The 19,987-nt window shown below is 43.9% G+C and carries 20 protein-coding genes; 2 read left to right on the top strand and 18 right to left on the bottom strand.

Going from position 1 to position 19,987, the window contains the following annotated elements; all coding sequences use genetic code 11:
- Nucleotides 1-24: 24 nt before the first annotated feature.
- The 6 genes from HMPREF2794_RS26640 to mnmA all read right to left on the bottom strand — a co-directional run bounded on the left by HMPREF2794_RS26640 (nt 25) and on the right by mnmA (nt 5,806).
- Nucleotides 25-648, bottom strand: coding sequence for a DUF975 family protein (locus HMPREF2794_RS26640; RefSeq protein ID WP_055271283.1), 624 nt, complete (start codon nt 646-648; stop codon nt 25-27).
- 40 nt (nt 649-688) lie between these two features.
- Nucleotides 689-1,708, bottom strand: coding sequence for a branched-chain amino acid aminotransferase (locus HMPREF2794_RS26635; RefSeq protein WP_010536520.1), 1,020 nt, complete (start codon nt 1,706-1,708; stop codon nt 689-691).
- A 48-nt stretch (nt 1,709-1,756) separates the two neighbouring features.
- Nucleotides 1,757-1,966, bottom strand: coding sequence for an exodeoxyribonuclease VII small subunit (gene xseB, locus HMPREF2794_RS26630; RefSeq protein WP_010536519.1), 210 nt, complete (start codon nt 1,964-1,966; stop codon nt 1,757-1,759).
- Nucleotides 1,967-2,059: 93 nt separating this feature from the next.
- The gene (xseA, locus tag HMPREF2794_RS26625) at nt 2,060-3,295 is read right to left on the bottom strand and encodes an exodeoxyribonuclease VII large subunit (protein WP_070753161.1); all 1,236 of its coding nucleotides are present in this window, start codon (nt 3,293-3,295) and stop codon (nt 2,060-2,062) included.
- 42 nt (nt 3,296-3,337) lie between these two features.
- Nucleotides 3,338-4,693, bottom strand: coding sequence for a S8 family peptidase (locus HMPREF2794_RS26620; RefSeq protein ID WP_010536517.1), 1,356 nt, complete (start codon nt 4,691-4,693; stop codon nt 3,338-3,340).
- Nucleotides 4,694-4,717: 24 nt separating this feature from the next.
- Nucleotides 4,718-5,806 (bottom strand): tRNA 2-thiouridine(34) synthase MnmA, encoded by a 1,089-nt coding sequence (mnmA, locus tag HMPREF2794_RS26615; RefSeq protein ID WP_022300866.1) that lies wholly within the window; start codon nt 5,804-5,806, stop codon nt 4,718-4,720.
- Between the two features lie 360 nt (nt 5,807-6,166).
- Between mnmA and HMPREF2794_RS26610 the strand changes: the two genes are divergently transcribed.
- A complete protein-coding gene (locus tag HMPREF2794_RS26610) occupies nt 6,167-7,045 on the top strand; it encodes an exodeoxyribonuclease X C-terminal domain-containing protein (protein ID WP_010536515.1) in 879 nt (292 codons plus the stop codon).
- On the opposite strand, the gene HMPREF2794_RS26605 is transcribed toward HMPREF2794_RS26610, so the two are convergent.
- From HMPREF2794_RS26605 to HMPREF2794_RS26585, 5 genes are all read right to left on the bottom strand, one after another.
- Nucleotides 7,020-8,027: a metallophosphoesterase family protein gene (locus HMPREF2794_RS26605; protein WP_010536514.1), complete on the bottom strand. Its 1,008-nt coding sequence runs from the start codon at nt 8,025-8,027 to the stop codon at nt 7,020-7,022. The genes HMPREF2794_RS26610 and HMPREF2794_RS26605 overlap by 26 nt on opposite strands.
- A gap of 130 nt (nt 8,028-8,157) precedes the next feature.
- Entirely contained in the window at nt 8,158-8,637 is a 480-nt protein-coding gene (gene ispF / locus HMPREF2794_RS26600) for a 2-C-methyl-D-erythritol 2,4-cyclodiphosphate synthase (RefSeq protein WP_010536513.1), read from the bottom strand.
- 39 nt (nt 8,638-8,676) lie between these two features.
- Nucleotides 8,677-9,291: a fumarylacetoacetate hydrolase family protein gene (locus HMPREF2794_RS26595; protein WP_010536512.1), complete on the bottom strand. Its 615-nt coding sequence runs from the start codon at nt 9,289-9,291 to the stop codon at nt 8,677-8,679.
- The gene (locus HMPREF2794_RS26590) at nt 9,291-9,953 is read right to left on the bottom strand and encodes a redox-sensing transcriptional repressor Rex (protein ID WP_022300870.1); all 663 of its coding nucleotides are present in this window, start codon (nt 9,951-9,953) and stop codon (nt 9,291-9,293) included. Before HMPREF2794_RS26590 ends, HMPREF2794_RS26595 begins: the two co-directional genes overlap by 1 nt.
- Nucleotides 9,954-10,041: 88 nt before the next feature.
- Nucleotides 10,042-12,651, bottom strand: coding sequence for a DUF5686 and carboxypeptidase regulatory-like domain-containing protein (locus tag HMPREF2794_RS26585; RefSeq protein ID WP_070753180.1), 2,610 nt, complete (start codon nt 12,649-12,651; stop codon nt 10,042-10,044).
- 111 nt (nt 12,652-12,762) lie between these two features.
- Here HMPREF2794_RS26585 and HMPREF2794_RS26580 point away from each other — a divergent pair, with 111 nt between their 5' ends.
- Complete coding sequence (locus tag HMPREF2794_RS26580; protein WP_010536509.1) at nt 12,763-13,113, top strand: translation initiation factor; 351 nt, start codon at nt 12,763-12,765, stop codon at nt 13,111-13,113.
- Between the two features lie 59 nt (nt 13,114-13,172).
- On the opposite strand, the gene tsf is transcribed toward HMPREF2794_RS26580, so the two are convergent.
- From tsf to HMPREF2794_RS26545, 7 genes are all read right to left on the bottom strand, one after another.
- On the bottom strand, nt 13,173-14,165 hold the full coding sequence (gene tsf, locus HMPREF2794_RS26575) for a translation elongation factor Ts (RefSeq protein ID WP_055271291.1): 993 nt from the start codon (nt 14,163-14,165) through the stop codon (nt 13,173-13,175).
- A 120-nt stretch (nt 14,166-14,285) separates the two neighbouring features.
- The gene (rpsB, locus tag HMPREF2794_RS26570) at nt 14,286-15,122 is read right to left on the bottom strand and encodes a 30S ribosomal protein S2 (protein WP_008760802.1); all 837 of its coding nucleotides are present in this window, start codon (nt 15,120-15,122) and stop codon (nt 14,286-14,288) included.
- 121 nt (nt 15,123-15,243) lie between these two features.
- Nucleotides 15,244-15,630: a 30S ribosomal protein S9 gene (gene rpsI, locus HMPREF2794_RS26565; RefSeq protein ID WP_008760801.1), complete on the bottom strand. Its 387-nt coding sequence runs from the start codon at nt 15,628-15,630 to the stop codon at nt 15,244-15,246.
- Between the two features lie 6 nt (nt 15,631-15,636).
- Complete coding sequence (gene rplM / locus HMPREF2794_RS26560; RefSeq protein ID WP_008760800.1) at nt 15,637-16,098, bottom strand: 50S ribosomal protein L13; 462 nt, start codon at nt 16,096-16,098, stop codon at nt 15,637-15,639.
- A gap of 306 nt (nt 16,099-16,404) precedes the next feature.
- Nucleotides 16,405-16,896 carry a DUF4488 domain-containing protein gene (locus tag HMPREF2794_RS26555; protein ID WP_010536507.1) on the bottom strand — a complete coding sequence of 164 codons (492 nt, stop codon included), beginning with the start codon at nt 16,894-16,896 and terminating at the stop codon, nt 16,405-16,407.
- A gap of 140 nt (nt 16,897-17,036) precedes the next feature.
- Complete coding sequence (gene asnS / locus HMPREF2794_RS26550) at nt 17,037-18,440, bottom strand: asparagine--tRNA ligase (RefSeq protein WP_070753159.1); 1,404 nt, start codon at nt 18,438-18,440, stop codon at nt 17,037-17,039.
- A gap of 27 nt (nt 18,441-18,467) precedes the next feature.
- Nucleotides 18,468-19,961 carry a pseudouridine synthase gene (locus HMPREF2794_RS26545; RefSeq protein ID WP_070753157.1) on the bottom strand — a complete coding sequence of 498 codons (1,494 nt, stop codon included), beginning with the start codon at nt 19,959-19,961 and terminating at the stop codon, nt 18,468-18,470.
- Between the last annotated feature and the right edge of the window lie 26 nt (nt 19,962-19,987).

Here is a 19,987-nt window from a genome sequence, read left to right as displayed (position 1 = left end):
TTCATGATGATATTTATTCGTTTATCAACTTTCGATATTCACTTCGACATTGATATTGAAACCGCCCTGCTGAGCTTTCAGATCTTCATAGAAAGCAGCACGGGCTACTTGCATATAAGGTTGCAGAACAAAGAATCCGAGACCAAAAGTAAAGAGGCAAAGGATAGCCCAACCGATAAAGCTCAAATCGAGCAGGAACAATTTCATCTTGTTGCCTTCCATCATCGCCATACTTCTTTCAATTGCAGCATTGTTACACAATTCAGGTTCATCTTTCAGGATATAGTCTGTCATTCCATAAGAATAATACTTAATAATACCCGGAATCAGAAGCAATAATGACCACAGGAAGGTATAAACGGCTTGCAGCAGCTTAGTACTCAAGATACGGCTGTATTCCTGAAATCCTGCAAACAGTACTCCCAGATCAACTTCTTCCGCTCCTCTGAACACGCCAAGCATTAAAACAGCAAAGCCATACGCAACAGGCAGACCGACCAGTAACGAACCTATCCATCCAATAAAAGGAATAGAAGACAGACCACCGGCAATAGCCGAATAAATAAGAGCAGCAACGGCTGCCATAGGCCACTTACCCCGAAGGGCTTCACGTGCCTGGGCACGCAATTCTGAATTTTGTTTTAACATAGTAATTACGCAATTAAAAGAGATTATACTTAAAAATCAATTATTCTACAATCGTCACCCAGCCATGTGTATCCGGTTCGTCACCATACTGAATACCACGTAACTTATTATATAGTTTCGTACAAATCGGTCCCGGCTTGCCATCTTTAGAGATAACGTATGATTTTCCATTCTCCAAATCATCGATACGCTGAATCGGGCTGATCACCGCAGCAGTACCGCAAGCGCCCGCTTCTTCAAACGTTTCCAGTTCTTCTTCCGGTATCGGACGGCGTTCTACTTTAATACCCATATCTTCTGCCAACTGCATCAGACTCTTGTTGGTGATAGAAGGCAAGATAGAAGATGATTTCGGAGTAATGTAAGTATTATCTTTAATTCCGAAAAAGTTGGCCGCGCCACACTCATCGATATATTTCTTTTCTTTGGCATCCAGATAGAATTCGCAAGAATAGCCCAAATCATGCGCCTTCTTGTTGGCACGCAGACTGGCTGCATAGTTACCACCCACTTTATAGATACCTGTTCCATGAGGAGCTGCACGGTCGAATTCGCGAATAATAACGTACGGATTGGTAGAGAAACCTCCTTTGAAGTAAGGACCTACCGGAGTTACAAATACGACAAACATATACTCGTCAGCAGGGTGCACACCTACCTGAGCACTTGTTCCGATCAACAACGGACGAATATAGAGAGAAGCACCGGTCTCATAAGGAGGAATGAAACGCTCGTTCAATTTCACAACTTTCAGAATAGCTTCCTTAAAACGTTCGGTCGGCAACTCAGCCATCAAGATCCCCTGACAAGTGGATTGCAGACGTGCCGCATTTTCTTCCAAACGGAAAATACGCACTTTGCCGTCTTTGCCGCGGAAAGCTTTCAATCCTTCAAAAGCTTCCTGTCCATAGTGCAGGCAAGTAGCCGCCATGTGCAGGTTGAGGTATTCTTCACTGCTAACTTCCAGTTCACCCCATGCACCGTTGCGGAAATTAATTCTCACATTGTAATCTGTCTTCATGTATCCGAACGACAGATTCGCCCAGTCTATTTCTTTCATATCGTTATGTATTAGTTTATTTTACGCTTTGATTCGCAAAAATAACTTTTATTCTTCAGACTGCCGCTTTTCTTGCAACAATTTTTCGACCTCCCGATCCGCTTTCGTCAGTTTTTCGGTACAAAAGGCAATAATTTCATTGGCTTCTTTGATTTTTTCGCTCAAAATGTCGATATCCAGTTCATTGTTGTCTATCTGGCGAACTATCTTTTCAAGACGTTCCATCGCTTGGGAGTATGTTTCTTTTTTAGCTACCATATTTATTGTATTTAAGATGAATAATAATGCTCGGTGGGGCAGGCGTCGCTCATCGGTGCCGAAGGGCGTCTTCATCGGTGCCGGAGGGTGGCTTCATCGGTGCCGGACTTCAGAAGTGAAACTTCCTTTAGCCAGACGAGTAACCAGCTGATCTCCGGGGAGCAATGAAGCGGCATCCGTGACCGCTTTTCCATCTTTCAGCGTGATGCTATATCCACGACTCAGCAGTTTGTCGGGGGAGGCGTCCGCTACACGCTGCTGTAACAGTTCCAACCGATGATGATGGCGGGACAACAGAGCCTGCACCCCTTGCGACAAATCCTTTTGGACTGTCAGCAAAGTGAAACGGGCATCCGTAAGTTTCCGATGAACAAGGCTCGGGATACGGGAATGAATCATTTCCAGCCTCCGCCACTCCTGCTCGAGCAGGGAATATGCCCCTTGTTGCAGACGGGCGGATAACTCTTCCAGACGTTCTGCCGACTCGGTGATGCGGTGGATCAGAAGTTCAGCAGCAGCCGTCGGTGTTTTCACCCGCGTATGTGCTACAGAGTCGAGTACCGTATCATCCCGTTCATGACCGATACCGGTAATGATGGGCAACGGAAACTGCGCACACGCAGCTGCCAGCAGGTATGTATCAAAACCGGACAAGTCCGAGGTCGCCCCTCCACCCCGTATAATGACAACTACATCAAATTCATGAATCCGGTCATTAATACGATCCAATGCTGCCAGTACTGATTCTTCCACTTGATTGCCCTGCATCAAAGCCGGAAATAGTTCGGTATAGAAAAAGAATCCGCCGGGATTGTGCTGCAACTGATGACAAAAATCTCCGTATCCTGCTGCGGTAGCAGAGGAAATGACTGCAATACGTTGAGGCAGAAGCGGCATTTCCAGTTCTTTATTCAATGTCAGCACCCCTTCTTCTTCCAGCTGCAACAGTATCTCGCGACGGCGGCGAGCCATATCTCCTAATGTATAGGCAGGATCAATATCGAGCACAGTCAGACTATAACCATAAAGTTCGTGGAACTGAACCGTAACCTTCACCAGTACTTTAATGCCGGAAGTAAACAACTGTCCGGTAGTTTCCTCAAAGTAAGGTTTCAGCAAACGATAGATATTGCTCCATATCATGCCGCGCGCCTTGGCTACAAGATTATTGCTGCGAGAGTCTTTCTGCACAAACTCCAGATAACAATGTCCCGTAGTATTGGAACGGACATCGCTCAATTCTGCCTGTATCCAATATTCGTCGGGAAGACATTGTTCCAGACTTCGCCTGACAAGCGCATTTAGTTCTAAAAGGGAAAGAGAATCCATAGTTTGAATGAAGTATGATGAATAATGAATAAAGAATAAGCGTTATTCCTTGTTCATTTGATAAGCTTTCCAAAGGTCCGGAATGCCATAACCGTAAATATTGTCCGGGAAATCGGATCTGTCGCCTACACTGCGGACCAGTTCGATCACTTCTTTTGCAGTCAAGTTCGGACAAGCCTGCCAAAGACAAGTTACCATTCCACACATGATAGGCGAAGAAAAAGAAGTCCCGTTTGCCAGACGAAGATTACCGTCTGTACCTATGATGTCTGCTTTGGAACCGACGGCTACTACGTCCGGTTTTACGCGTCCGTCGGCTGTATTGCCGATAGAAGAGAAAGAAGCCAGCAACTTCTTTTTATCAATAGCTCCCACAGTCAGCACATTCTCCGCATCACCCGGAGGAGTAATCTTCTTCCACGAACCACCACCGGAGTTTCCGGCACTGCAAACAACGATCATACCCTTATCAGCCGCTTTCGAAGCTTCCCGTGACATCAGTGCATAGTGTCCGTTCAAATCACGGTAGCGATAATTTTTTGTCGGATCGTCAAAAGTGTAATACCCCAGTGACGTATTCACAACGTCCACGCCCACGCTATCGGCAAATTCGATGGCTGCCGCCCAATAATCCTGTTCTACCAAGTGTTCAGAAGATTCATCCTCACTACGGAGTAGCCAGTAGGAGGCTTCCGGCGCTGTACCGATCATGACATTCGGCTGATTCATTGCCATACAAGACAGTACCGACATACCGTGGTTGCTTTCAGCATAAATGTCCGCTTCGGGATTCACAAAGTCACGTGTCCCAAGCACACGGATATTCTTCATCGCTTCGATTTTGTCCGCATTATGAAATCCGGCATCAATCACGGCAATGGTCATGCCTTGCCCCTTAAATCCGGCATCGTGGAGAAGGTTCGCACGGCTCATTTCTATTTGGGTAATAGCAGGACCATACAGACTGTCCGAACGCTGCGGATTATTAATCAACGAATCTCTTTTTGTAGCTGCCGTCACTTTGCCTTGCCATACTTGCTCAATGGAACGGACAAAAGGCAGTTTGGCTATTTGGTGGATCAGCATACTGTCATTGCAGGAAACTGTCACAAAATTGTCCCACTTCCCAGTAACGAGAATATGGACGCCTTTCTTGCGTATGGCATCTACATACTTCTTACAGACCGGCAAGTCGGTAGAGTCAATAGCCAATTTCTGTCTCAATCTGCGGTCGATTGATTTCTTGGAAAGAAATTTCTCCGGTTGCCTGATGGAATATGTGGTTGCAGCCTTATCTGTGAGGCTGATCCGATACTTCAAGGTATCGGTAGAGGTAAATTGAGCAGATGCTCCCACCGCTGTAGTCAGGATCAATGCTGCTAATACTAATCTTTTCATCTGAATCTCTCTGTTTATTTTATTCTACAATTCATCCTTATTCTCTATGATCACCAAACCAATCCCGCGTTGCGAAGCGATAAACGCGCCGCCAAGCACCCGCCGTCCATCATAAAATACCGCCGACTGACCGGGAGCCACCGCCGAAGCTATCTCACGGAAATGCACAAACAAGCGTCCATCTTCCAGACGCTTCACCCGACAAGGTATCGGACGGCTGCGATAACGGATTCTCACCGCAAGGCTTTCACAAGCTAGTAGCTCTTGTTCATCTACTATGCGGTCTCGTTCCGCAAGCATGTATTCCGTCTGTAATTGTTCGGCATCACCCAACATCACGGTATTCTTCTGCGGATTGATTTTCAACACATAAGCAGGCTTACCCAAAGCAATCTCCAGCCCTTTCCGCTGGCCGATTGTGTAATAAGGTGCTCCCTTGTGTTGTCCCAGCTTCACCCCTTCGGAACTGACAAACCACCCGGGGCCGATCTCTGTATCCAATTCCGGACACTGTTCGCGCAGAAAGTCACGGTAATCTCCTTGGATGAAACAGACTTCCATGCTTTCACCTTCTTTGGATTTCGCTTCATATCCTTTTTCTGCCAGATACTCACGCACCTTTATTTTCGTGTAGTCTCCTAATGGAAAGATACACCGCCTCAGCACATCTTGTCCCAACTGCCAAAGGAAGTACGACTGGTCTTTTTTATCATCGTCTCCCGCTACAATATAAATGTGCCCGTTCCGCTCTTCCAAACGAGAGTAGTGTCCGGTCGCAATGTAAGCACAATTCAGTTTATCAGCCCATTCTGCCAATACACGGAATTTAAATAAGGGGTTACACATCACACACGGATTCGGGGTACGCCCTTGCTTGTACTCATCGATAAAATTCCGCACAATAGTCTCCTTGAAAGGTATACGTTCATCAGCCACATAATGTTCAATTCCCATCCGTGCGGCAAGCTCGCGTGCATCCTGAGGCTCATCTCCCCAAACACGCATCGTGACTCCTACTATTTCATATCCCTGTTCCTGTAGCATCAGACAAGTAGCAGTGCTATCTATACCGCCACTCATACCGACTAATACTCTTTTATTCCGTTCTTTCATCCGAATTTCCTATAATTACAAGAATACAAATGTACAAGATTTCAAAGAGAAAATAAATTAATTCCTCCACTTCCTTCTTTTATAGCCGAAAGAATCTGCTTTTTCAATCATAAGAACCGCTTGATACTTTTAGTTTCATGCCTTGGAACAAATGGTTTCAAGCAATGAAACTTTTAGTTTCAAGGCATGAAACAAAGTGTTTCAACGGTTGAAACTGATATTGAAATCAGGAATTCTTCATTCAAATCCGTACAGAAAGAAACAAAAAAGATCGTTAACAGCCCTATCTATACAGCAGAGAGACTTGCTTCTTTGAAAGAAAATCCGTATATTTGAATTATACCAAAAGCGAGAACAATTATGGCTAACCCAAAATTACCGGGAATTTCCGAAAGCGAGCAAGCCTTATTGTATGCCAAACTGAATGAATACAACCGAGGCAGATCCTCTTTCAAAGAGGCAGGAGTTTATCTGGTGGTGTTGCCCCGACCGGGAAAACCCAACTACTCCCTTTGGCTCTACTCTCCCCTGCCCGAAAAGCAATCGATTCTCTATATACATGATTTGTCTCCGGATATCAATGAGTCTCTGCGAATGGCCAGCACCCTATTTTATTATTCGCGACGGTGCCTCATTCTTGTAGATTATAATGAGAAAAGAATGCAGAGCAATGGTGACGATCTCATCTTTTTCGGCAAATACAGGGGACACTTCCTGCACGAAATCCTAAAGATCGATCCCGCCTATCTGAGCTGGATCGCCTACAAGTTTACCCCGAAGATTCCCAAACAGGAACGTTTCGTCAAAATAGCACAGGCCTACCATTCGGTACATCTGGACATAATGCTGCGGAAAACGAAAGAGACACGCCGGGCGAGTCGCTATTTGGGAGAAGTGAACGAGAAGCTGACAGACTTAAAGCTGAAAGTCATGCGGGTGCGTTTGGAAGATGACCCCTACAAGACAAGAATAAATGGAACAACTCCGCAATTCTTCGTGAAGCAAATACTGACGTTAAACGATGCCAGCGGCAACCTAGTGACAATGAGCATCCCATCAAAAACTCCCAGTGCGATATCATGTACCCTATCCGGAATAGAGCATGAATATCGACCGGGAGAAATTATATATGTTGCATCGGCGCGGGTATCACGCCTGTTCGAAAGCTACGGTTCCAAATATACCCGCCTCAGCAATGTGAAACTGGCTATCGCTAACGTTTGGTCCAATCGTCCTTAACGAAACTTGCCGGATAGCTAACCTTATCAACGATACCGTCTTTCTGGCGAATCCAGGAAGTGAAAGTACGGGCACCTTCATCAAGCACTATGATACGGGCACCATTCGGCAGGTGATTATATTCTGTATTTCCACCAGTAAAACGACCATAAGCCAACAGGATTCCTTTCCACATCACCGCATAATCATTATCATGATCGTGACCAACAAACATTCCCATCACATCACCCGACTCTTTCATTGCAGCAAACATACCCGTATTCAGTTTGGGCGCACATGCTTCTTCCATACGGGTTCCGCGCAAAATGGCATTTTCATCAGAAGCCGCTTCATTATATTCCGGCAGAGGAATGTGGAAAAAAGCAAGCGCCGGCAATGGTTGCCCACCGTTCTGTGCGGTATAAGCAGCACTCTGCTGACGATACCAATTGATTTGGTCGAACGTAAGCCATGCGTAACCTTTCACATCCTTCAACGGAGAATAAGAATGGGAGTCCATGCAATAGAGAACAGCCGCGTCCTTCTTTGCATCGGAAAATGCTTTTACTGTCAATACATAATCCGGAGAAAGGGCCGAGCCCCGGTCCGGCATCAGATTGCCCGGTACCTGACGGATGATATCGTATAATTGCTCCCGTGTCATTCCCTGCTCATTATCATGATTGCCGAAAGTGACTACAAAAGGTAGTTTACGCTTCGATACCTGTTCCAATACCTGCAACATGCCTTTGTCTGCCGGAGCAGAATAAACCACATCACCGGTAAAGATTACAAAATCAGGCTGTTCTTCATCGAGTACCTGATTGATACGTTCCAGCGCTATGTCGGAAGCGGGATTCTTATATTTAAAATGGACGTCAGTGAACTGTACTATTTTAAACTTGCCATCTTTGTTAAACTGTAATTCACTCTTTTGAGCGAAACAGAAGGTGGTCATACACAAAGAAACCAGTGCCAAGAACAATTTTAAAGATCGGTTCATACTATTTATTGTTTTAGGGGGTTAGTAATCTTCTTTATAACGGACTGACCATAAACAGACAGCAAATGCACGAAAGCTCACCTATCAGCGGACCCATATAGCCAGCCATTCAGAAGTTCTGCAATTCTTATCAGTCCTTCTCTATCAGCACGGTAGCATAAGCGGAAATACCTTCTTCACGTCCGGTAAAGCCCAGCTTTTCGGTTGTAGTCGCTTTAATCGAGATGTCCTCCGCATCGATACCCATTACGGCTGCCATCGTCTCCTGCATCAACGGAATATGAGCTTTCAGCTTGGGACGTTCCGCACAAATAGTCGCATCAATATTCCCGACACGGTATCCTTTGGTCGCAATCAGTTCTACTGTCTTTTTCAAAAGAATCTTGCTATCGATATTTTTATACTCTCCGGCAGTATCCGGAAAATGATAGCCGATGTCGCGCATATTAGCGGCTCCCAACAAAGCGTCGCAAACCGTATGCAGTAATACATCAGCATCCGAATGTCCCAGCAATCCTTTAGCATGCTCCAGACGAATACCACCCAACCACAATTCACGGCCTTCGACCAACTGATGTACGTCGAAGCCAAAACCTACTCTTATTTTCATAAACTATTTAATAAATGAGTCAAATAAAGAATATACGGATCAACGTATATAGAAGTCCAGCAACTTTTCTCCTTCCAGATATCCCTGCAAATGCTGGCCGATACTAACCGGACCTACCCCGGCAGGTGTCCCCGTGAATAGTAAATCTCCTATTTTGAGTGTTACGAACTGGCTGACGTAAGCAATGATATCATCCACTTTAAAGAGCATATCCGCTGTACAACCACGTTGCACCTCCTTGCCATCAATCATCAGATTGAAATTCAGATTCTGAATGTCTTTATAGCGCTCTACCGGAACAAAAGTGCCGATAGCGGCAGAAGAGTCGAAACCTTTGCAAAGTTCCCACGGATTACCAGCTTCACGAAATTTACGCTGAAGATCACGAGCGGTAAAGTCAATGCCAACTGTCAATGCGTCATAATATCGATGGGCAAAACGGGGAGAAATATTCTTTCCAAGACGGTTGATGCGTACAACAAGCTCCGTCTCATAATGTACTTCATTCGAAAAATCAGGGATAAAGAACGGTTTGCCATCTTTCAGAATAGCCGAATCGGGCTTCATGAAAATAACCGGTTCTTTATTTATAGATGTATGTCCCAGCTCCTGATTGTGCAGGGCATAGTTCATTCCTACGGCAATAATCTTCATTATTTGATTTCGTTAAAATTAAGGCGATTGAACATAACCGCCAGATGAGCATAAAGGGATGTATTCTGTACCACGATATCTTCCGGAACACGGATACGGAAAGGGGTAAAATTCCAGACAGCCTTGATTCCTCCGTCCACCATCATATCCGTGATACACTGGGCAATCTCGATAGGAACAGTCAACACACCGATCTGTACGTCATATTCTTCCATCTTCTTCAGAAAGTCGTCCGAATGGTAAACAGGAATTCCGTTCAGGTGAGTACCGACCAACGTCGGGTCAATATCGAAAGCAGCCACAATCTCAAGTCCGAAATGCTTCAGACCGGAGTCTTGCAAAAGTGCGCCTCCCAGACTACCGACTCCAAAAAGAAAAGCCTTATGTATCTCCGTAAACCCCAGGAAGTGCTCTAAAACCCTGATGAGCGCATCAACCTCGTACCCCACACGTGTACGTCCGGAGATATTCACATACGACAAGTCTTTTGCTATCTGTGAAGCGTCAATATTTATTTCCTTAGATATCTGCGTAGAAGAGACAAAGCGTTCGCCTCTTTGCTTCAGCAACTTGACATTCGACAAGTACCAAGGCAGCCTGCGCAAAGTAGGCTCCGGCACTTTCGTACAATCTATCTGCTGTATCTTTTGGTTCTCGGCCATTTCTTTTATTTATTCAGGTTATAAGATTGACAAAAATACGTTTTTTTTCGGAATTGCAAGAATGATTCATACTATTTCTACACAGGTGCTACTCTCCTGCAAACATTGACAAAGGAATGCTGACGGAAACTCCGGTCGAACGGTATTTCAGACTCTCGAAGCCAACGAAGACGCCTAACCGTGCCAGTTTCAGGAATCCGATGGAGTAACCGATTTCCGAATAGGGACGCCGGTCATATCCTGCAAGCGTACGGAGATGCAATGCTTCATCCAGATTCTTCTTTTTCAGGAAAGGTAGAAATTTCAGCAATAAATAGGGAGTGTACCAGGAAATATTAGCTTGTACCCATCGGGTATTGGTAGAGTATGCATAATTATCCAACAAAGAAAATCCTGTGTCAAACGAGCGCTCGGTCACCGGTAAACCAGTTGTCGCAAAATGTTTGAAATCGGGGAACTGCATACCTTTCTTATCCCAAAAAGTTCCGGCATTAACGGCCCAGTCCAACGTATTAAACATTCCGAACTCTATGTTCTGTCTGGCGGAAAATTCCGCTAAATGATAGGATGGAGAAGACAACGTACCTTTCAAAGGGAAAGCCCGGTCATAACGTAATGTAAAAGTAGGATACCTGGATTCTTCATACACTTTTTTCCCTTTCTGCATCCGGTAATAATGGACCGGAGTATATTCCAAAGCAAACGAAGCTTTTAACAGTTCATTTTCAGGCATCGGATAGAATGCCCGGCTATCCGGAATATTCGGTTCTGCCTCTTTCTTAAACCAACTCCGGTGTATATGATTCTCCAACATCTGCCGACGCTGCCAGGAAAGTGAGGTAGAAAACAACAAACTGTTTGCCAATTCAATCTGATGATGTAAGGACAGGAAACGTTTCTCATAAAGTTTCACATCATTTCGTCCGAAGAAAGAAGAAGCAACGCCATTTATCAGACGTGATTCTCCACTTTCTCCATTATAATCGGCAGAAAGCATTCCACCGGACAGTACCATATACCCTCGTCGCCTCGGAGCATAGCTCAGAGAGAGTTCACCTTGTCCTGCCAACGCTTTACGGGCAGAGGTATAGTATGCAGATGGAGTAAATTGTAAAACAGAGGCTTCCGATAGTTTCAGTCCTGTTTCAAACTTGGCTCCCAGCCAAAAACCATCTACAAAATTATATTCAGGCACATAGGAAGGCAGGCCGGTCCAAGAGATCCATGCATTTTTATTAGGACTACGAAAAGTTTTCCCCATAAGAAATGTCTGAATGATCTTTCTTCCAACGGATGTCTTTATCGAATCATCCTCTTGAAGTGAATCTTTGGAAAGGGATAACTTTTCCTTATAAACATAACTCTGTATTTCTTCCGGGCGCAAAGGAACACTCCTGACAGCCGCCCAATAAAGCGAATCCTTTTCACCTGCCAGCGAATCAGTCTTCACATTCACCTCTCTTTTTCTCACTTTGCGCTCATATTTATGCGAAGAACGTGTAGAGTCGGATTCAGCTATGTTCTTTTCCATCAGCTTAGATAATTTATAGGCTTCTTTCAAAGTCAAATCATCTTTTGCCGCCAGTTCTTCTATCTGCCTTGCAAGCTTCTGCTGCTTTCGGTTTTGCTTCAGTGAAGTATCAGAAGAAGACAGCCCCCTATTCATTACCTGCTGACGGTCTGCAACTTCTACATTCGTATAATGTACCGCCGCCAGATAAGAAGCCTCTGCCGAAAATCCCATCATCTTGATTTCACAAGACATACTTGTGGAAGTAGCAAGAAAAACAGCGGGCTGAACTTCTTTACAAGTAACCTTAACCTTAGCCTTTAAACCACCCATATGAATAGAAAGCTCAGCCGCAGAAACACACCAAAGGTCTTCCACAATGTACAAATCTCCGGATACCAGACGTGGGCTGTCTTGTTTAGGGATGACTTTTATCTTATTGATCAAGTAGTTGCCTTCACTATAACACCCTTCCAACTTAAAACGGTAATAGGAAAAAGCTCCGGCACTCAATGGTGATACCTTATCAAAAATAACAGGTTCGTAAAAGTTGATTGTAGTCAGACCAATTCTGACCTCCATCTCTTCCGGAAAAGAATTGGAATAAGCCTTTACCTGATTCTCCCAGGTAGAGGGAGCTTTGAAAGTTACCACTCTCTGTTCCTCCATCACAAACAACTTACCCAAAAGCTCCTTCGACTCTTTCCTGACTTCCTTTGACAGCTTTAAAATAGCGGGAATGGTCTTCATTTTCCCCGTACCTTTCAGATAAGTACCGGCTCTAAATCCTTTCACCTGCGTACGGTAATAAGGAGCATTGGCAATCGCTTTGCGCATCACAGAACAGGCAGGGTCTTCCGCCCCTTTTACTACATTGACTTCCCGCAAACTGTATACCTGCTCCGAGAGTACGATATTCTTTTCCAAATCTCCGGTAGATATGGAGAAGGAAAACGTTTGTCCTGCGAATCCCAAAGAAGAAACCTCACAAGTATATTGTCCCGGTTGGAGCGAAGTCTGAAAACAACCATTATCATCGGTAGTAAAGCCTGTTTTAAGTTCTTTCAGATAAAGTGCCGCGTAGGGTATCGGATTTCCCGCAAAGTCAACCACTCTGCCTTTAAATGTTTGTGCCCAAAGAGAGATAGTAAAAGAACATATAAGAACAAACGCTATATATCGTTTCATCATTTTCGGTTTATTAGTCTTATTTCGTTTTATTATTAGACGGCAAAATAGACAAAAGATTGCAAGGTTCCCCACAAAATATTACTTTTGACACAATAAAAGCAGAAGAATATGAAAAATAATGATTGGAAAGATAGGCTGAATGTAGTTTATTCTACAAATCCTGATTTTAACTATGATATGGATGATGATCAGGAACAAGTGACGCTGGATAAAAACAAACAAAATCTTCGGGTTTCTCTCGACAGAAAAAATCGTGGAGGTAAAGTCGTTACACTCATCACCGGATTCGTAGGTACGGAGAATGACCAGAAAGAACTTGGAAAACTTCTGAAAAGCAAATGTGGAGTCGGAGGTTCGGCCAAAGACGGAGAAATCATCGTACAAGGAGATTTCAAGCAGAAAGTAATAGACCTGTTAATAAAAGAAGGATATACAAAGACCAAAGGTGTCGGAGGATAATGACAAAGGGCGGAATTCTAATGATTTCCGCCCTTATCTTGTTATCTTTTTGAGATAGATTATTCAGCTTTCAAAGTGAAACGCTTGAAGTCAAGAACCTTCAGTTCAGGATCAGCAGCTGCCAATACTTCTCTTACAGTCTTCTTAGCATCCATGATATCTTCCTGATTCAGCAGACAAACTTCTTTCAAGAACTTACCCAGACGACCCTTAGCGATGTTCTGAATCATTTGTTCCGGCAGGTGTGCAGCCTTTTCAGCAGAAACGGTAGCAATGATTTCCTTTGCCTTAGCTATATCTTCAGCTGTAATCCAGCCCTTAGCCATATTACTTTCCATGTGCTCTTCGCTATCTACATGAGCAGGGTTGATGTTGGCTTTCTTCAGAGCAGCTTCTACAGCTTTCTGTACCTGTTCTGCTTTTGTTTTCTCGATAGCAACAGCAATTTCCTTTTCTTTTACTTCTTCAGAAACACCATCTTCATCAATAGCGATCGGGTTCATTGCAGCAATCTGCATAGCTACTTGTTTAGCCAACTGCTCGTCAACGTTCTTGTTGAAAGCAACGATTGTGCAGAGACCGTTTCTGTTCATGTGATTGTAAACAGCAGTGCTTACTCCCTCTACAGTCATGTAACCATCAAGCTCCATTTTCTCACCAGTAATACCGCTACGGTCAACCACTGCATCCTGTACAGTACCGTTACCCATCGGCAATGCTTTTACTTCGTCCAATGTCTTGCATTTGTTAGCCACAGCAAGGTCCAGAATGTCCTGAGTCAGTTTCACAAAATCAGCATTCTGAGCAACAAAGTCAGTTTCACACTTCAAAGCAATGACAACGGCATATTCACCAGTAGTCTTAGCCAAAACACAACCTTCAGAAGCATCACGTTCTGAACGCTTAGCAGCAACAGCTTGTCCTTTCTTACGGATAATTTCCATTGCCTTGTCGTAATCGCCTTCAGCTTCTGTCAATGCATTCTTACAGTCCATCATACCAGCTCCGGTCATTTTACGCAGCTTGGTAATATCAGCCATAGTTACAGCCATAATAATTTCCTTTATTTAAATGAATAATAATTTTCAAAACAAAAAATGTGCCAATCTGCCAATCAAGATGCAAGTGTATAAGCATACTCTTGCACATTAGCAAATTGGCACATTATATAATTAAGCCTCTTCGTCTTCCTTGATGAAGGCAGCAGCTTTCGCTGCATTGATAGCTTCTTCGTCAGACTTGTCAAGTCTTGCTTTCACTGATTTTTTCTTGCCTTTGTTAGCAGGAGCTTCACCAGCTGCTTCCATGTCGATCTTTTCAGCTTTTCTTTCTTCCAAGCCTTCGATCATTGCAGCACAGCAAGCGTCAAGGATAACCTCTACTGACTTAGTAGCGTCATCGTTAGCAGGAATTACGAAGTCAACGTTTGTAGGATCAGAGTTAGTATCAACGATACCAAATACAGGGATACCCAGACGGTTAGCTTCACGAACTGCGATATTTTCTTTCATTACGTCGATAACGAACAATGCAGACGGCAGACGAGTCAGGTCAGCGATAGAGCCCAAAGTCTTGTCCAATTTTGCACGTTGACGAGAGATCTGAAGAACTTCTCTCTTAGAAAGGTTAGAATATGTACCATCGTTAGTCAATTTATCGATAGTAGCCATCTTCTTCACAGCCTTACGGATAGTCGGGAAGTTGGTCAACATACCACCCGGCCAGCGCTCGATTACATAAGGCATATTAACAGATTGAGCTTTCTCAGCTACAACTTGTTTAGCTTGTTTTTTAGTAGCAACAAAAAGAACTTTCTTGCCTGATTTGGCAATCTGTTTCAAAGCTTCAGCAGCTTCGTCTACTTTTGCAACTGTTTTGTGGAGGTCAATGATGTGAATACCATTGCGTTCCATGAAAATATAAGGAGCCATTGCAGGGTTCCACTTTCTCTTAAGGTGTCCGAAGTGGCAACCGGCTTCCAATAAAGTATCAAAATTTGTTCTTGACATCTTGTTTTTTCTTTAAATCGTTTACTTTCTTTTTTGTTTTTTCTAAACCAACCGCCGGGTAGTCTATGAACAGAGTCCCAGTAGTTTAGATACTAAACATATTCCTCGGTCAGGCAGCACATTAACGCTTGCTGAACTGGAATCTTCTACGAGCTTTCGGCTGTCCCGGTTTCTTACGTTCTACAGAACGTGGGTCACGAGTCATGAAGCCTTCAGCACGAAGTGCAGCCTTATCTTCAGCGTTCATCTTAACCAATGCACGAGCGATTGCCAAACGCAATGCCTGAGACTGACCAGTGAAACCACCACCACACAAGTTAACCTTGATGTCATACTTCTCAGCAGCACCCAGCTTGTTCAATGGTTGTTTTACAACATACTGAAGTATAGTTGATGGAAAGTACTCTGCAAGGTCTCTCTTGTTAATAGTAATCTTTCCTGTACCTTCGCTTACGAATACACGTGCGATTGCACGTTTACGTCTGCCTAATGCATTTACTACTTCCATTATATCTTATTTATATGAATTAATATCAATCATTTTCGGGCTCTGAGCTTCGTGTTTGTGTTCGCTACCAGCGTAAACATACAAGTTACCCAGCAATTTAGCTCCCAGAATATTCTTGGGCAGCATGCCTTTCACTACTTTTTTCAGTAATCTCTCTTCACCGTTCGGTTTAGTGATCAAACGGGCAGGAGTCATTTCTCTCTGACCACCAGGATAACCTGTGTATGACAAATAAACTCTGTCATTCCATTTGTTACCAGTCAGTTTTACTTTGTCTGCATTGATGATGATAACGTTATCACCGCAGTCTACGTGAGGAGTAAAGTTCGGTTTGTACTTTCCTCTCAGCAATTTTGCAACTTTTGCTCCCAGACGACCTAGTGTTTGGTCTGTAGCGTCAACGATAACCCATTCTTTGGTTACAGTCGCTTTGTTTGCAGAAATGGTCTTGTAACTTAAAGTATCCACTCTTAAATTTGTTTTTTAAATGTTACTACTAAAAATTTTCTTCACCACATATTAACCTCCCCGGACAAAGGAGGACTAACTTGCTATGAATTAATCTCTTATCATTTTGTGATAATAATCGGCTTGCAAAAGTACGGCTTTTCTTTGAAATGGCAAACTATTTCTAGCTTTTTTTGGATTTATCGGGTTGAATGACAAGGGGAACTTACTATATTTACAGATAAGGTGAAGAAAATAAAAAGACCTCCTCCGGATTTATACCGGGGAGGTCAAAAAAACAACAAAGAATCTATATTACAATCTCATTTATCTCACAATATCCTCCGGAAACTTAGCCGGCATTTCCACCCGTTTCCAGGTTTCATAATACCAAGCATTCAACTCATTTCCGTTCAAATCGTTCTTGATGAAGTATTTCAAATGCAGGTAATCATTATCTTTAATCTCAAATTCCAGAATATTGTCCTGATTATCGAGCATCGGAAGGTGGATGTTCTTCTCGATACTCTCCTTATAAGAATCATCAGTCAACTGTTTATAGGTACCATATCCGGTAATAATCGCATCAGAACCGGGAATAATGGTAAAATTCACGATTCTGCCGTCATCACTCAATACCTTAAATGTATTACTGGGTTTCAACGATCCCGGAACATCGGGAGATTCTGATACATAATGGCACAACTGCCAAATCCCTTTTAAATCGGCCGGTTTAAACTTAGTTTTCTTCTGGGCCATCGCACCTGTTACCGCTAACAACATAATTGAAAGCATGGTAAAGAAATAGAGTTTTTTCATGACAATATGATTTTAGTTAACACTCTTGAATGCGTATGTCCAAATATAAAGATTTATTTTGAGAAAATAACAATCAAAGGAATAAAAAAAACTCGCACAATCGAAAGATTATGCGAGTTTTACATAAATATACCAAAATATTAGAATTCAGCATTTCTCGGTGTACGCGGGAACGGTATCACGTCACGGATATTTGACATACCTGTCACAAACAGCAACAGACGCTCAAAACCGAGTCCAAAACCGGAGTGAGGACAAGTACCGAACTTACGTGTATCCAGATACCACCACATATCCTTCATCGGGATATGCATCTCTTCAATACGAGTCATCAATTTGTTATAGTCCGCTTCACGTTCAGAACCACCAATGATTTCACCGATTTTCGGGAAAAGAACATCCATTGCACGCACTGTCTTCCCATCCTCATTCTGCTTCATATAGAAGGCCTTGATCTCCTTCGGATAATCAGTCAGAATCACCGGACGTTTAAAGTGCTCTTCCACCAGATAACGTTCGTGTTCGGAAGCCAAGTCTACTCCCCAGTAAACCGGAAACTCAAACTTGTGTCCTTTGGCAACAGCATCTTCCAGAATCTTGATACCCTCTGTATAAGGCAGACGAACGAAATCATCCTTCAACACACCTTGCAGACGTTCAATCAAGCCCTTGTCGAACATATCGTTCAGGAACTTCACATCATCCGCACAGTTATCCAACGCCCATTTCACACAATATTTAATGAACTCTTCTGCCAAGTCCATATTGTCAGCAATGTCGTTGAAAGCCACTTCCGGCTCAATCATCCAGAACTCTGCCAAGTGGCGGGGAGTATTGGAGTTTTCAGCACGGAATGTAGGACCGAATGTATAGATAGCACCCATCGCCGTAGCAGCCAGTTCACCTTCCAGCTGGCCGGATACAGTCAGACTTGTCTGCTTGCCGAAGAAGTCGTCATCATAAGAGATAGAACCTCTTTCGTCTTTCTTCAAGTCATACAGATTCATGGTAGTTACCTGGAACATCTGTCCGGCACCTTCACAGTCAGACCCTGTAATAATCGGTGTATGGAAATAGAAAAATCCCTTTTCATGGAAAAACTTGTGAATAGCAATCGCCATATTGTGACGAATGCGGAACACTGCACCAAAGGTATTGGTACGCGGACGCAAGTGAGCGATTTCGCGCAAGAATTCCATGGAGTGACCTTTTTTCTGCAATGGATATGTATTGTCGCAAGTACCCAGCACTTCGATTTCTTTAGCCTGCACTTCTACTTTCTGACCGGAACCTACCGATTCCACCATTACCCCGTTCACGCTTATACAAGCTCCGGTAGTAATCAGTTTCAGCATCTCTTCATCGAAATTAGCCAGATCCACTACGATCTGCACATTATTTATTGTAGAACCGTCATTCAGTGCGATAAAGTTAACTTGTTTGCTACCTCTACGGGTGCGAACCCATCCTTTCACATTGACCATAGCGCCAAAATCTTCGCGCTTCAACAGATCAACAATTTTTGTTCTACCAATCTTTTCCATAAAACTTTTTTAATACAATATTATATATTACTCAAATGAACCCATGCGGAGGTAGTTTACTTCTGCTTCCGACAGATAACGCCAGTCTCCGCGGCGCAGACCTTTCTTGGTCAATCCGGCAAAGAATACACGGTCGAGTTTTACTACTTTATATCCCAGTGATTCGAAAATACGGCGAACGATACGGTTCTTGCCGGAGTGAATTTCGATACCTACCTGGTCTTTCTTGAAATCATCTGTGTAGCTGATAGCATCTGCATGGATTTCACCATCTTCCAACTGTACACCAGCTGCAATCTGATCCATATCCGCTTTTGTCAGGTTCTTATCCAGATGAACATGATAAATTTTCTTCTTCAAGAATTTCGGATGTGTCAGCTTTGAAGCCAAGTCACCGTCATTGGTCAGCAGAAGTACACCAGTCGTGTTGCGGTCAAGACGTCCTACCGGATAAATACGCTCGTTGCAAGCGCCTTTTACCAGGTCCATTACCGTACGGCGTTCCTGCGGATCATCCGATGTAGTAACCGTATCTTTCGGCTTATTCAACAGTACGTATACCTTGCGTTCAATGCTAACCGGTTCATCATGGAACTTCACAACATCCGAACGCTTGATCTTTGTACCCAATTCAGTTACGACTTCACCGTTTACAGAAACCACACCTGCTGTGATAAACTCATCAGCCTCGCGACGTGAGCAAACACCGGCATTAGCCAGGAACTTATTCAGACGAATCGGTTCATTCGGGTCAACAAACTGTTCCTTGTACTCAATCTGTTTCTTGATGCTATATTTAGCATTCGGATCATAGTCACTGGTACGCGGACGCGGACGATAGCCCCCCTGCGAACGGTCATTGTTAAATCTCGGACGATAGCCGCCGCCAGCATTGTTATTACGATAGCCGCCACCTTCGCCACTATTGAAGCGAGGACGATACGGACGATCACCACCATCGCGGTTGTAAGGACGCTGAGGACGGTCACCACCTTCACCACTGTTGAAACGGGGACGGTACGGACGATCGCCATAAGAACGTTGTTCGCCGCCTTCACGATTGTAAGGACGCTGCGGACGATCGCCTCCTTCGCCATTCGGGTTAAATCTCGGACGGTACGGACGGTCACCACCTTCACGGTTGTAAGAAGGACGTTGAGGACGATCATAAGAACGCTCTCCACCTTCGCGGTTGTAAGGACGTTGCGGACGTTCGCCTCCTTCATTATTGCTATTGAAGCGAGGGCGATACGGACGGTCTCCACCTTCACGATTATAAGAAGGACGTTGCGGACGATCGCCATAAGAGCGGTCACCATAAGAACGCTGCGGGCGTTCTCCACCTTCATTGTTGGTATTAAATCGCGGGCGATACGGACGATCCCCACCTTCACGGTTGTAAGAAGGACGATACGGACGTTCTCCACCTTCTCTGTTGTAAGACTTGTTACCATCACGGCCGGCACCTGTATTCTCCTCATTGAAAGAATTTTCGCGCCATTCTTCGTTTTCTGTGCTCATTTTTTTATTCGAATAAAATTAGACTT

Origin of the sequence: Bacteroides sp. HMSC067B03 (assembly GCF_001811315.1) — a bacterium.
Taxonomy (GTDB): domain Bacteria; phylum Bacteroidota; class Bacteroidia; order Bacteroidales; family Bacteroidaceae; genus Bacteroides; species Bacteroides faecis.
The sequence above is the reverse complement of the archived record's forward strand: the minus strand, read 5'-3'. Positions and strand labels throughout refer to the sequence as shown.

Coding starts and splice junctions, on each gene's coding strand:
- xseA (WP_070753161.1), bottom strand. CDS start 3,295: ATGGATTCTCTTTCCCTTTTAGAACTAAATGCGCTTGTCAGGCGAAGT.
- HMPREF2794_RS26545 (WP_070753157.1), bottom strand. CDS start 19,961: ATGAGCACAGAAAACGAAGAATGGCGCGAAAATTCTTTCAATGAGGAG.
- HMPREF2794_RS26555 (WP_010536507.1), bottom strand. CDS start 16,896: ATGAAAAAACTCTATTTCTTTACCATGCTTTCAATTATGTTGTTAGCG.
- rpsI (WP_008760801.1), bottom strand. CDS start 15,630: ATGGAAGTAGTAAATGCATTAGGCAGACGTAAACGTGCAATCGCACGT.
- HMPREF2794_RS26620 (WP_010536517.1), bottom strand. CDS start 4,693: ATGAAAAGATTAGTATTAGCAGCATTGATCCTGACTACAGCGGTGGGA.
- ispF (WP_010536513.1), bottom strand. CDS start 8,637: ATGAAAATAAGAGTAGGTTTTGGCTTCGACGTACATCAGTTGGTCGAA.
- HMPREF2794_RS26610 (WP_010536515.1), top strand. CDS start 6,167: ATGGCTAACCCAAAATTACCGGGAATTTCCGAAAGCGAGCAAGCCTTA.
- xseB (WP_010536519.1), bottom strand. CDS start 1,966: ATGGTAGCTAAAAAAGAAACATACTCCCAAGCGATGGAACGTCTTGAA.
- tsf (WP_055271291.1), bottom strand. CDS start 14,165: ATGGCTGTAACTATGGCTGATATTACCAAGCTGCGTAAAATGACCGGA.
- HMPREF2794_RS26595 (WP_010536512.1), bottom strand. CDS start 9,291: ATGAAGATTATTGCCGTAGGAATGAACTATGCCCTGCACAATCAGGAG.
- rpsB (WP_008760802.1), bottom strand. CDS start 15,122: ATGTCAAGAACAAATTTTGATACTTTATTGGAAGCCGGTTGCCACTTC.
- HMPREF2794_RS26590 (WP_022300870.1), bottom strand. CDS start 9,953: ATGGCCGAGAACCAAAAGATACAGCAGATAGATTGTACGAAAGTGCCG.
- HMPREF2794_RS26605 (WP_010536514.1), bottom strand. CDS start 8,027: ATGAACCGATCTTTAAAATTGTTCTTGGCACTGGTTTCTTTGTGTATG.
- HMPREF2794_RS26585 (WP_070753180.1), bottom strand. CDS start 12,651: ATGAAACGATATATAGCGTTTGTTCTTATATGTTCTTTTACTATCTCT.
- HMPREF2794_RS26640 (WP_055271283.1), bottom strand. CDS start 648: ATGTTAAAACAAAATTCAGAATTGCGTGCCCAGGCACGTGAAGCCCTT.
- HMPREF2794_RS26635 (WP_010536520.1), bottom strand. CDS start 1,708: ATGAAAGAAATAGACTGGGCGAATCTGTCGTTCGGATACATGAAGACA.
- HMPREF2794_RS26580 (WP_010536509.1), top strand. CDS start 12,763: ATGAAAAATAATGATTGGAAAGATAGGCTGAATGTAGTTTATTCTACA.
- mnmA (WP_022300866.1), bottom strand. CDS start 5,806: ATGAAAGAACGGAATAAAAGAGTATTAGTCGGTATGAGTGGCGGTATA.
- asnS (WP_070753159.1), bottom strand. CDS start 18,440: ATGGAAAAGATTGGTAGAACAAAAATTGTTGATCTGTTGAAGCGCGAA.